At 42.0% G+C, this 12944-nt stretch carries 12 protein-coding genes; 4 read left to right on the top strand and 8 right to left on the bottom strand.

The window, feature by feature from the left end; all coding sequences use genetic code 11:
• The first annotated feature begins 24 nt into the window (after positions 1-24).
• The 4 genes from hflX (at position 25) to JMW85_RS03010 (ending at position 4190) form a co-directional block, all read left to right on the top strand.
• Positions 25-1452: a ribosome rescue GTPase HflX gene (hflX, locus tag JMW85_RS03025; protein ID WP_201580915.1), complete on the top strand. Its 1428-nt coding sequence runs from the start codon at positions 25-27 to the stop codon at positions 1450-1452.
• A 372-nt stretch (positions 1453-1824) separates the two neighbouring features.
• Positions 1825-2259 carry a CidA/LrgA family protein gene (locus JMW85_RS03020; protein WP_201580914.1) on the top strand — a complete coding sequence of 145 codons (435 nt, stop codon included), beginning with the start codon at positions 1825-1827 and terminating at the stop codon, positions 2257-2259.
• A 22-nt stretch (positions 2260-2281) separates the two neighbouring features.
• The gene (locus JMW85_RS03015) at positions 2282-2971 is read left to right on the top strand and encodes an LrgB family protein (protein WP_055125716.1); all 690 of its coding nucleotides are present in this window, start codon (positions 2282-2284) and stop codon (positions 2969-2971) included.
• 406 nt (positions 2972-3377) lie between these two features.
• Positions 3378-4190 (top strand): lytic transglycosylase domain-containing protein, encoded by an 813-nt coding sequence (locus JMW85_RS03010; RefSeq protein ID WP_201580913.1) that lies wholly within the window; start codon positions 3378-3380, stop codon positions 4188-4190.
• A 212-nt stretch (positions 4191-4402) separates the two neighbouring features.
• Here JMW85_RS03010 and tsf read toward each other — a convergent pair whose 3' ends face one another.
• From tsf to JMW85_RS02970, 8 genes are all read right to left on the bottom strand, one after another.
• Positions 4403-5287, bottom strand: a complete 885-nt coding sequence (gene tsf / locus JMW85_RS03005; RefSeq protein WP_045443645.1) for a translation elongation factor Ts — start codon at positions 5285-5287, stop codon at positions 4403-4405.
• Positions 5288-5633: 346 nt separating this feature from the next.
• Positions 5634-6431, bottom strand: a complete 798-nt coding sequence (gene rpsB / locus JMW85_RS03000) for a 30S ribosomal protein S2 (RefSeq protein WP_045443642.1) — start codon at positions 6429-6431, stop codon at positions 5634-5636.
• A 362-nt stretch (positions 6432-6793) separates the two neighbouring features.
• Entirely contained in the window at positions 6794-7243 is a 450-nt protein-coding gene (locus tag JMW85_RS02995) for a chemotaxis protein CheX (protein WP_045443639.1), read from the bottom strand.
• 41 nt (positions 7244-7284) lie between these two features.
• Positions 7285-7734 carry a chemotaxis protein CheX gene (locus JMW85_RS02990; protein ID WP_045443636.1) on the bottom strand — a complete coding sequence of 150 codons (450 nt, stop codon included), beginning with the start codon at positions 7732-7734 and terminating at the stop codon, positions 7285-7287.
• A gap of 29 nt (positions 7735-7763) precedes the next feature.
• Positions 7764-8126, bottom strand: coding sequence for a response regulator (locus JMW85_RS02985; protein WP_045443633.1), 363 nt, complete (start codon positions 8124-8126; stop codon positions 7764-7766).
• Between the two features lie 62 nt (positions 8127-8188).
• Complete coding sequence (locus JMW85_RS02980) at positions 8189-10384, bottom strand: ATP-binding protein (protein ID WP_201580912.1); 2196 nt, start codon at positions 10382-10384, stop codon at positions 8189-8191.
• Between the two features lie 12 nt (positions 10385-10396).
• Positions 10397-11281, bottom strand: coding sequence for a transporter substrate-binding domain-containing protein (locus tag JMW85_RS02975; RefSeq protein WP_045443631.1), 885 nt, complete (start codon positions 11279-11281; stop codon positions 10397-10399).
• A gap of 355 nt (positions 11282-11636) precedes the next feature.
• A complete protein-coding gene (locus JMW85_RS02970; RefSeq protein WP_201580911.1) occupies positions 11637-12896 on the bottom strand; it encodes a multidrug effflux MFS transporter in 1260 nt (419 codons plus the stop codon).
• Positions 12897-12944: the final 48 nt, after the last annotated feature.

The raw sequence follows: 12944 nt of genomic DNA, 5'->3' as shown, positions 1-12944 counted from the left end.
ACTTTATTAAATAGGTGATACTCTTTGGATTATTTTGAAAGACACGAAGGTGGCGAGCGCGCCATTATAGTACATTTAGACATCCGTCAAATTCAAGATCCTGATGATTTAGGTGAATTTGAGCTGTTAGCAGACTCAGCAGGGGCTGATCGTTTGGCTTTAGTCACAGGCTCACGCCAAAGACCCGACGCCAGATACTTCGTTGGTAGCGGCAAAGCAGAAGAAATAGCAGAATTGGTACGCGAACATGATGCGGATATCGTCTTATTTAACCATAGCTTATCGCCATCACAAGAGCGTAATATTGAAGCCTTGGTCAAATGTCGCGTACTGGATCGTACGGGTTTGATATTGGACATTTTCGCGCAGCGTGCCCGTACTTATGAAGGTAAGCTACAAGTAGAGCTGGCGCAGCTCAACCATTTATCGACGCGTTTGGTACGAGGTTGGACGCATTTGGAGCGTCAAAAAGGCGGTATTGGTCTACGTGGACCCGGCGAAACCCAGCTTGAGACCGATCGTCGCTTGCTACAAGTGCGCGTGAATCAGCTTAAAAGCAGAATCGAGAAAGTCAGACAGACACGTGCGCAAGGTCGAGCCCGTCGCCAAAAATCAGATGTGCCGACGATTTCGCTTGTCGGTTATACCAATGCGGGAAAATCTACGCTATTTAACCGCTTAGTCGACGAAAATATTTATGCAGCGGATAAATTATTTGCCACGCTAGATCCCACTTTACGCCGTTTAGACTGGCAGGGTGTTGGTCGTGTTGTTTTAGTCGATACGGTAGGTTTTGTCCGTCATCTGCCGCATGAGTTGGTCGAATCCTTTCATGCAACATTAGAAGAAACCTTGGAAGCAGATTTATTGCTACACGTTATCGATTCTTCTAGTGAAGATATGCATGAGCAAATTCAAGCGGTCAAAGACGTATTAGCAGAGATTGATAATGATGTACCAGTGCTCAATGTCTACAACAAGATTGATTTGACAGATGAGCCTGCACATATTGGTTATGCTAGCGAAGGACAACCCAATCGCGTCTACGTTTCTTCTAGAGAAAATCTAGGCATGGAAGAGTTGTCGTTAGCCGTCCAGCAGCTACTGACTGGCACACTCACCACCTTTGAGTTGACCTTACCTTATCATGCAGGTCAGTTAAAAAACGCCTTATATGAGCTGGGTGTTATTCAGGAAGAGAGCTACGATGACAGTGGTCATGAGTGCTTAACAATTCGCTTGCCAAGCGATACGCTAAGACAGCTACTGGGTCAGGCCAATTTAGAGCCTTTAGATGTATTGCCATTAGCACAAGCCACATTATTGATGCCAGTACTTGAAGAGTTCGAAAAGCCTGATGAGATTGAAGAGCCGACGATGACCGAGGCAGAAGAAAAAGCGTTTGATGAGTTTGATGCGCTCAATTCTGAAGCCGCTAAGTCAGAGGAATAAGCAGTAGAAGTGGAAACTTCTGACTTAAAGATATAAATGACTAAATCTTTAAAATAGCTTTATAAAAGACAAAAGGATGATATCCATTGATATCATCCTTTTTTTTGGCACATAGCATTAAATTTTATAGGTTACCCGATCACGAAAACGCGCTACCATAGTCGATGTCTTTTAAAGTGAGCACAAGGTAGCCTGGCGCAAATGATACACTCATTATAGTAAGCTTTATTAGTTTGCCTACTCTCTATATAATCATCGGCTATAGGTTCAACCAATATTCATATCATTGATAGATAGAACACACTTATTAGAGTGCGGTTACCTATTTTGTGGCTCCTATCCTATCTATTTCTAAATCGGCCAGTATTTCTTATGAAATCTACTCATTCCACCCATTTGCCGCTATGGCTTGCATTAATCCTCACACTCACGATGGTCATCGTGGTTCGTGAATCAGCCGTTATCATCTGTCAATTAGCAGGAATAGAAAAGGCTGCCAACATCGTTGGATTGGTCGCCATGTTCTTTATTTTGATGGCATGGCGATTACTTAAAGGGTTGCCCAGTTGGCTCACCCAAGCCAGTAATACTTTATTAGTGGATAGCGGTTTTGCTTTTTTGCCCGTGTCTGCAGGTGCAGGTTTACTGCTATTTGCTTTAGGTGATGAGCTTTGGGGCGTTATGCTGACGATGATTATTAGCACACTCATACCGCTTTGGGGACTTGCCATACTTGCCAACCGTTCGCTCAATCACGATGTTAGCATCGATAGCACCACCGTTGAAGAGCACAAAGGACAGCTATGAGCTGTATGAACAAGGAAATGCAATGACTTTTGATAACGTGTTTGTGGCAACCTTTGCGGCGATATTATTAACGCTAATCGCTCATGTGACTGCTCGTGTATTGGCACGTAAGCTCTCATGGCTGCCGATGGTGATTACGGCGTTGGCGCTTGTTCTCTTATTTTTGTTTATCCTACAATGGGATTACAACGATTATTACGATGTTGCCAAGCCTGTATTTGATCACTTATTGGGATATGTCACCGTACTGTTGGCAGTACCATTAGCAGCAATGAACTTTAAAGGTCTGCCAGTCAAAAAGCTTACTCTCATAGTTATCCTTGCAAGTGTGGTTGGTGCATTGCTACCGATGTCATTGGCTTATTTATTTTCATTAAGTCACGACACCATACTCGCTTTCGCAACGCGTTCAGTAACCACCCCAATCGGTCTGAGTGTCGCAGATCTAATTAAAGCACCACTAGCCATGGCGAACTTAATTATTATTGTCTCAGGGCTTATCGGTGGTACTTTGGCGCGCTTTTTATTTCGCGGTATCGATGATGACCGCGCCAAGGGCTTAGCACTTGGATTGGCAGCGCATGCTTTTGGTACCGTCGAAGCATGGCAAATTAGCCACACTGCTGGGCGTTATGCGGCATTTGGATTGGCAGTAAACGGGCTGGTCACCGCCGTTTGGGTGCCTATTTTTATCAGTGCACTTTCTATATAACCCTGTTCAAAGCAGTTTTCAGTGCTTTGAACAGCTTTTATTTCTCACGATTCATTCATTGCCACAGCCAGAATATTCACGTACTACATACGCCTAAAAATAATAAAGCCGATACTCAATCAACGTACTCAAAAACGGTAGTGTGTTGATTTTTTTACAAATTAAAAATGACATTTATACTTTGTACTGATAATCATATGCGTCGAAAAGTTATTATATGTTATAGTAAGCAACTATTATTTTTTGTATCCAATGCGAGTGGTTTCTAGTTAGACGTGGTTTTTGCTAGGGTGCTATATCGTTTACAGCGATAAAATCCTACCAGCACGATAACCGCTTAAATGCGCAGAACGACGCGCCTATAGGCAAAGCAATTTGCTATTACTCGATGAAAAGTGATAACCCTATGATAAATGTTACAACCTTAGTGACTCGCTGCTTGTCTCCTCTTCTATTAACTGTCATTACTAGCTCACTTGCCTTTTCTGTTACTGCTCACGCGGAGAGTATGTATATTAAAAAAAGTAACGACGGTCAGATACTACTTACCAATCGCAGTGAACCTAGTGGTAACTTTAATAAGTTTACTAAAACAGTCAAAGTTACCCATTATAAAAAATCCAAAATGTATGATGGCAGTGGCGATAGCTATGGTAGTAGCTCTGCCAGCAGTAGCGGAAGCCGCAACTCATATGATAGCTACGTTCTTGCCTCAGCTCAGCGTCATGGCGTAGATCCTGGGCTTATAAAAGCAATGATGCATAGCGAATCCGCATTTAACCCAAATGCACGCTCACCTGTTGGCGCACAAGGTTTGATGCAGCTGATGCCAGCGACTGCACGACGCTTCAAAGTCAGCAATCCTTGGAACCCTGCAGATAATATCGAAGGCTCTGCTAAATATATTGCATGGCTGATGAAGCGTTTTAATAACAACGTAGAATTTGCGGTTGCGGGCTACAATGCGGGTGAAGGTAACGTTGATAAATATAACGGCATCCCGCCTTTTAAAGAAACCCGTAACTATGTCAAAAATGTCATGAGCCGTTACCATAGCTTGTATAAAAACGATTCAGGGCTATCAGGCAGTACCATGAACGCTAGCAATAAAATCGCCAATCCTAGTCTCAGTAGCGGCTTACAAAACGTCAGCTATGGCACCAGCAGTAATAGCAATAGTGCCAGCTATGCCAACTCAGCGTATGACGCATTACGCTAGAATGAAAACTGCATGAACAGTAGAATCCAAACGTAAAAAAGCCCGTTAATATAATTAACGGGCTTTTTTTGTGCTAAGAGGCTTTATCTATTCATTCATAATCTATCTTGTCATATTTTTTGAGTTCGATACAAGATTAATAATAAAGCTGATCGGTGAGTACCAGACCAAAAAGCTTAGCACTCACCTTTCTTCTTAGCAAAATTTAAAAATTACTTGTTAGCCAGTGCTTGTGTTGCAGCAACTTCAGCAGCGAAATCTTCTTGCTTTTTCTCGATGCCTTCACCAACTTCTAGACGTTTGAAAGCAAGTACTTTTACGCCTTCAGCTTTTAGTACATCACCAACTTTCTTCTCGTTGTCCATAACATATGGCTGACGTAGTAAAGTCACTTCTTCTAGGTACTTACGTAGGCCACCTTCGATCATTTTTTCAACGATGTTATCAGGCTTGCCAGACTCACGAGCTTTTGCTTCGATGATGTCTTTTTCGCGTGCTAATAAATCAGCATCTACACTTTCGTCATCAACCGCAACTGGGTTAAACGCAGCGATATGCATGGCAAGGTTTTTGCCAGTATCTGCGTTGCCGCCTTCAAAAGATACCACAACACCGATACGTAGACCATGACGGTATGAAGCAAGGTTGCTACCTTCTAATACTTCAACGCGGCGTACTTGGATATTTTCGCCGATTTTTTGTACCAAAGATACACGAGCTTCTTCAACAGTCTGACCATTGCCATATGGCAATTCAGCGATAGCAGCTACGTCAGTCACATTGTTTTCTAATGCAATGTTCGCTACTGCTTCTGCAAATGCCGTAAAGTTTTCGTCTTTTGCAACGAAGTCAGTTTGGCAGTTTACTTCTAACAAGAATGCTTTGTTGTCGCCTTGAGCGATGATAATAGCGCCATCAGCTGCAATGTTACCCGCTTTTTTAGCTGCTTTAGCTTGACCAGATTTACGTAGGTTATCAATGGCAGTTTCTACATCGCCGTTTGACTCTTCTAACGCTTTTTTACATTCCATCATGCCAAGACCAGTACGGTCACGCAATTCTTTTACCATTTTGGCAGATACTTTTACTTCTGACATAAGAGTTACCTTTTATTATGTATGGGAGTGCTTAATTTCTATGAGATATATCTTTGCTATCTATTGGTACTATATCGCTCTTATAGTAATGGAGGCACTCATGGTTGATCGTGATAATAGACATCATTGTAATGACAGATATTATGCATCACGAGGGCATATATAAGCGATAATACTCGCTTATTAACGAGTGTTCCATCAACAATAAGGCATGACGAGTAAAACTACATCATGCCTATTGTGAGCTTATACGTGTGAGCTTATACGCTGTTAATAACTTTATATGGATGCAGATAGTGTGACTATCAAGCTATCCTTACAAAGTTAAACCTTTTGGGTCAGCCAATTATTCTGCTGGAGTCGCTGCTTCTTCTGCTTTGGCTTCAACTGGTGCTTCTTCAGTAGCAGGTGCTTCTTGCTCAGCTTTGCCGCCCGCTTGAGTCTGTGCGTATTCTTTACCAGCGATAATCGCATCAGCCATAGAAGTCACATACAAGGTCACAGCACGGATAGCATCATCGTTTGCTGGGATGATGTAATCAACGTTATCTGGGCTAGAGTTAGTATCAACGATACCGATAACTGGGATACCTAGATTTTTAGCTTCTTTGATAGCAATCGCTTCATGATCTACGTCTACAACGAAGATTGCGTCAGGTAGGCCGCCCATATCTTTAATACCGCCTAGTGAACGCTCAAGTTTTTCCATATCACGAGTACGCTCTAACGCTTCACGCTTAGTAAGCTTGGCGAAAGTACCGTCTTCTGCTTGCTTTTCTAGCTCTTTTAGACGGTTGATTGACTGGCGAAGTGTTTTCCAGTTAGTCAACATACCACCTAACCAGCGATGGTCAACGTATGGCATGCCAGCGCGTGCTGCTTGCTCAGCGATGATACCGCTTGCTGCGCGTTTAGTACCTACGAACAATACTTTGTTTTTCTTGGCAGCTAAGCCGTTAACGTAAGTCAATGCTTCGTTAAACGCTTTTACTGTGTGCTCAAGGTTAATGATGTGAATCTTGTTACGGGCACCAAAGATGTATGGTCCCATTTTTGGATTCCAAAAACGTGTTTGGTGACCAAAGTGAGCGCCGGCTTGTAGTAAGTCGCGCATTTCGATTTTGGTTGGATTCTTTGTAGACATGTGAAATTCCTATTGGTTGGGTTATGCCTCCACATCACAAAAACTGCCTATCTAGCGACACGCATCTGCTAACGGTTAATGCTTATTGTGGCAGCACTAACTTTTTTGCAAATTAATCAAGTCGCCAAACACCCAGCAATTTTTTGCCATGATGTGTGTGTCATTGGTTGATGGGTTGGTTTAAAAAATTGAGCTATCATTTGAACGTAAAAATACGATGTGATAAAAAATAGCTGGGCTATATTTTATCATATAATGCTTAGCGACTGCTAGCGCTATTATGCTGTTTAAGTGGATGATAACGCATAAAAAAACGACGCATTAACGTCGTTCTTTATACTGAATAAATGAGCAGCTGTAGATTAAGCGATACAGATACCAATGACCGCTTTATACCCACGCCACGTAAATGGTGTGACGTAACTTTGGCGATCTTTTGGCAAATAAGACACGCTTGGTGCGCTCTCAACAATATGCGGCGGCGAGATAATAAACTCTGAGCCAAACTCAGTACGAGCATTACCAGAGATAGTGTTGGCCATCTCACCGAGCAGATCTTTCATCATCGTGATCGATGAGTCAGGCTCGCCCATCACTTTTATGACCTCTCGTAACATCACGCTTGGCGCACTCACATACACACAGCCTTCAAGAGGCCCTGATATCTCGATAACGCCGCTATAATCATAACCAACAGCACTCTTGTTATGATTTAAATAAGGGGTATCAATGGACACTTCCGAGCCATCAATTTGTGCAAAAAATGCATTGATTGAGCTCAGAAACACACCCAATTTTTCTACTTTAACCATAATATATTAATATCCATCTTTATGACGCGGTGGCAGCAACGTTAATCCTGCAAACAGACCACAATCTCGCCTATCTGCGAGTTCCAAGTGATGGGAATGATAAAAGAACGCTCATCATTCGGCAACACAATACTTTGTGGAGAGCCTTTAAATACAAACGGCACAGAAATATGGAACTCTGAGCCAAACTCTTTACGCGCGTTACCAGCGATTGTATTGGCCACTTCACCAGCCAAATCGATATAATTCTCATCGCTTTTATCCGTTTCACCCATGCTATCCAGTATAGCGGACAATAACTGACGGGTTGCCGAAAAATACACCACGCCTTTTTGTCCACCCGATATACCGATCACACCCGTATAATCATGGACTTTTGGCTGTTTATTCTCTAACAGATATGGGGTGTCAGCGACAAGCTCCTCTCCCCCAAACTGATTAAAATAGTTACTAATAATACTTAAAAAAATCTGTAGCTTTTGTTCTTTCATAATGACATCTACTTAAGTCGTTGAATGGTTTAGTCTTGCATTAGCTCATACAAAGACTCTACAAGCTCTTCTTCTGAAAAAGGCTTGCACAAAAATCCGCTGGCACCCAACGACAATGCTTCAATGCCAGTGGCTTTATCAGACAGTGCTGACACCACTAAAATGCGTACTTCAGGGTCAATCGCAATGATTTTCTCAATGCATTCAAGCCCGTCCATTTGTGGCATGGTCAAGTCCATGGTGATTACATCAGGACGATGGACATTGAACTTTTCAATGGCTTGTACACCACTGGTTGCCGTCGCAACCAGCATAAACTGCCCTGAATCGTACGCGCGTTGAATACGATTTCTAATAATATTTGAATCATCAACAATCATTAACTTATGCATAACTGATCTATTACCTTTAATGAAGTGCTTGTCATCCTTGACAATATACCTGCTGTTTCTAATTAAGCTTTGGGTAAAGTAACCACAAACCGTGTCATCTGACCAAATTCGCTGTTTACATTCAGCTTGCCACCATACTCTTTTACTTTTGCTTTGATAATATCGAGACCAACGCCGCGTCCGCCATCTTCATCCGCGTCGTCTCGGGTAGAGAAACCCGATACAAATAGTTGCTTGAGCAAATCGCCCTGACTGAGCTGGCTAGCTTCTTCCGTACTAAAACGACCATCACTGCTTAACTTGGCACGAATGCTGTCATAATCAATACCTTGACCATCATCTTGCACAATCAGCGTCACATCTGCGCCACTGTCTTGCACCTCTAAATCAATCGTACCGACGACTGCTTTACCCGTCGTCTGACGAACACTTGGCGCTTCAATACCATGTACCACAGCATTACGTAGTAGCTGAATGCTAATCTCTTTAATCGGCTTTACCAGATGCTCTGGTATATTGGCTTGGGTTAATGTCAGGCTTTTGAGCGTGACCTGTTTGCCTTGCCTAGTTGCGATATCATCGGCAAAGTCTTTATAAAAAACCAAGTGATCATTATTTGCATCGTCTGCATCACTACCCAAATTGATGTCCAAACCACCATCAGTGGCCATGCCATTACTTGAGCTGGTAGCCGATCTGGCAATTGACTGACTTTCAGAAATTGCTGCTGATACGCTAGATTTTGCGGCTGCTGGTGCTGAGCGGTTGATACGCTCACCTAACGTTGCAATGGTATTTGATAAGCTTAACAAGTCATCCAAATGTACGGCCAATGGCAAGAAATCGTTACCAGATAATTGACCTTGGTTTTGCAATGCGTGCAGTTTGTCTTCCGCATCTGAGGCAATTTTAGTAAAGCTGTGCAGTTTTAGCGCAGATGCCTCACCTTTTAAGCTATGCATTTCGCGATAGATGGCTTTTAGCTTGCCTTCAAGCTCGTATTGAGAGCTACCAGGATTTTTCAAGATATTGTTCATCTTCTCAATGTGCATCTGCGTATTATCAATAAACTCATTAATAATCTTAGGATTTACATTCAAGATAGTGGTGAGCATCTCGATCTGCATATCATTTTGCGAGCGCTCTTTTTCTAGACGCTGCTCTAAATATACGGCATCTGATACATCGTTGACGTTGACCAAAATACGAGCAATATCTTTGTTATCATAAACGCGCGAGAACTTGAAGTCTAAGAAGCGACTGTTCTGGGCTTTGTCTCCAGACGTATTATGCAGCATCACTTTATGTAGCGGATTCAGAGAATCTACCAATTTTTCTTTAACGCGTGGATTGTAAAGCTGCTCAATAAATTGCTGTGTAGTTTTCAGATCTTTATCAGAAATACGACCGCGCAAGACATTGGTAAAGTTTTCCCCTGCCAATCTGTCTGAGCCGACAATGTCATTTAATGCACGAGAATGCTGTTGACCAATATTTAAGTCTTTATCAAGCAAAAATAGACCGGTACTGACCGTTTCCATAATTTCTTGCGTCTCGCGACGAGCGGCAAATGCTTCAGCATCGGTTTCACGTAAACGACGTACAAAAAAGAATACAAAGATTAGAAAGTAGGTAAAGATGGCGGCAACACCAAGTACCTGAATAAGACGAATGGTCGTCGCTTGGCGTTCGGCACTATTGAAAACATCTTTGGTCAAATTGTCTAACGAATCGTTAATCAATAGACTTGACGTCTTGGCTTGTTCAACGGCTTGGGTCAGATCATCTTCAGAGGAAACCATAATATTATCAGCATCTTTAAGATATGCTTGAATCTTAGGCTCTAACGCTTTCCACTGCTCATTAGCCGCGGTAATGTTTACTTGTGCGTTACTGTCAATCTTTGGCAGATCATAAGTTTTGCCATCAACGTCAGTGATCGTTGCACCTTGCTCAATAGCAGCAATAGAGCTGGTAATCAACGCCGTATTTTCCTTCAAACGCTCCAAAACGCGCTGAATATGCGGAGAGTTCGTATCTTCGCCATAGCTATTATCTAAGTCAAATAAATCTTTAATTACCGCCTGCGCGCTATTAGCGACTTGGTTGGTTTGGTCAATTAAAGCGGTATTTCTTTCTAATAAGTTTGAGGTATAGAACGTAAAGGCTAACAAAGCACCGATGAGCGATAAAAATAGTGCAATTGAAATGATTAGACCTTGATAGCGCTTATTGTCAACATTGGGAGTGGTTGCCATCTTCAGAATTCCTTAGTTCAATTGCGTAGTATTAGTATCAGAATTGCTCTTATCAGCAGATGCAGGTACAGCCTCACCTAACCAGCGCTCTTCAATTTCTTTAAATGTCCCTTTTTCTTTCAGTTTAGCAATACCCTCATTAACCGTATTAATCAACTGAGTATTTTCTTTTGCCATTAATACGACTTGTTGCGCTGAAGGTGCGTCTGCCGCTTCATAAGGTACAATCTTCACTTTATGTTCTGGATAACCTTTTATGATGTACTGCAGCACTGGCATGTCGTATAAGAAAACATCAGTCTTACCTTGTACTAAGTCCTGATAAGCCAAAAATGCAGTAGATCTTGAAACCAACTCAACCGAGCTACCCATCTGTTTCAGAGTATCTTCTTCTTTAGAACCTGCCAACGTACCAGTTTTTAGACCCTTTATATCGTTTAAGCCTTTGATATCAAACTTACCTTCCAAGTACATGATGGTAGCTGGGTTAAAAAAGTAAGGCGTTGATAGACCATATCTTACCGCACGATCATCTTTATAAGAGATACCAGAAATAGCTAAATCACGTTTTCCTGACTCCACACTATCGAACATATCTTGCCAAGTTTCTTTATAAAACTCGACTTTAAAGCCTTGCTCCTCGCCGATAGCTCTAATGGAATCAACGTCAGTCCCTTGCATGTTGCCATAGTCATCTTGAAATGAGAAAGGCGGTAAATCACCCGTCATAGCGACCTTTAATGTTGGTGCCGTATCAGGCAAATTACTGACAAAATTATCTTTATTTTCTGTTACTGGCGTACCAGTCGAATTGGCATTTTCTTGAGTGGAAGAGTTACCGCAGCCAAACAGGCCAACACTCAATACAATTGGTAACACTCGATATAACTGCATCATAATTTACCCTTAAAGCTTCACGTGGTTGTACATATTAATTAATGACAATCTAGCAAGGTTAGGTAATATCTTCACAATACTTACTTACAGAAAGTTACGTTTGATAATACTTGCCTAACTTTATGATTGCAATAATTATGTTTAGTTATTACGTACAATTTGTTATATATGGCAAATAAAGGATATTAAGGGCGTACATAAGTCTACCTTTATGACTGAAGACTTGTAATATGGTCTTGTTTTATGAGCATTTTTAGGCAAAAAATAAAATAAAAAGCACAAAAAAAGCATCCTTACATAATCAATGTAAGAATGCCTTTTAAGATGCTAGTGCAAGAATTATAAAGTCTCTGGCTTACTCCGCATCGTCCAGATTTAAATTACGATCTATCTGCCAAATTAAAAAACAGCCAAGACTCATCAAAGCGAACATCGCAATACCAATTTTGAGCACGGGATTAACTGGAAATAGGTTTAATAATAATCCACCAAAGATACCGACTGAAAACATGAGCGAGCCTTGTAGCGCACTTGCCATGCCCGCTCGGCGTTTTTGAAAGGCCAGCGCAATAGCAGAAGCATTTGGCTGAGTAAGACCTAAGCCTGCGATACAGAAGAAAATACAAGCCAGTACCAGTGGAAGCCAAGCATCAGTACCCAAAAATAGACCTATGATAAATAGCACGCCTGCAGAAATAACCTGCATCATCGCACCAAAGCGCAAAATACTCAAAATACGAAAGCGATTGGTAAGCCACTGATTCAGCTGAGTCAAACCCACAAAACCAGCAGCATTCATCCCAAATAGCCAAGCGAAGTGGGTGGCGGATACCCCATAGGTATCCATAATCAGCTCAGAGGCTGAACTGATATAAACAAACATCGCCCCCATCAGCAGGCCGCCACCAATCGCTGGATAATTGAACGTCGGGTCTTTTAATAAGTCCCAGTATTGACTCAGTACTTCTCTTGCAGGACGTACATTACGATTTTCTTCCGTCAACGTTTCAAAGAAGAAAAACTTTGTGAGTAATAAATTCAACGTGCCAAAAGCAGCCAAAAACCAAAAAATAGAGTGCCAGCTAAAAAACTGTAGAAATAGTGCACCAAGCGATGGGGCCAATATCGGCGCTAAACCCATCACTAAAATCATAATAGAAAAGGCTTTTGCGGTTTGCTTAGCAGTCAATCGATCGCGAATCGCAGCACGAGTGACCACCGCGCCGACACACGCACCAAGCGCTTGCATCGTCCGTCCAACAAACAATACATACTCGTTATTAGTAGTCGCACAAACAATGGATGCGATGACATATAGCGTCATACCGATATATAAAGGCTTAACACGACCAACACGATCACTAAATGGTCCATAAAATAACTGGCCAAATACCAAGCCTAAAAAATAGGCAGGAACAGAGTTGGCCATAAAGGCTGTGGAGACACCAAAGTCATCTGCCATCGATGGTAATGCAGGCAGATACATATCAATAGACAATGGCCCCACTGCCACGATAAGTCCAAGCATCATAATCCATGCAACAGGCAAATCAGCAGAACGTACGCGCTCAGAAGCAATGGGTCGATTGGGTAGAGAGGATTTTGGAGCAGACATATTCAGACCATTTTATATAGAGTGTATTAAATCGTTATAAAGGTTCAA

The organism is Psychrobacter glacincola (assembly GCF_904846075.1).
Taxonomy (GTDB): domain Bacteria; phylum Pseudomonadota; class Gammaproteobacteria; order Pseudomonadales; family Moraxellaceae; genus Psychrobacter; species Psychrobacter glacincola_C.
This window is presented reverse-complemented; position numbering and strand designations above follow the sequence as displayed.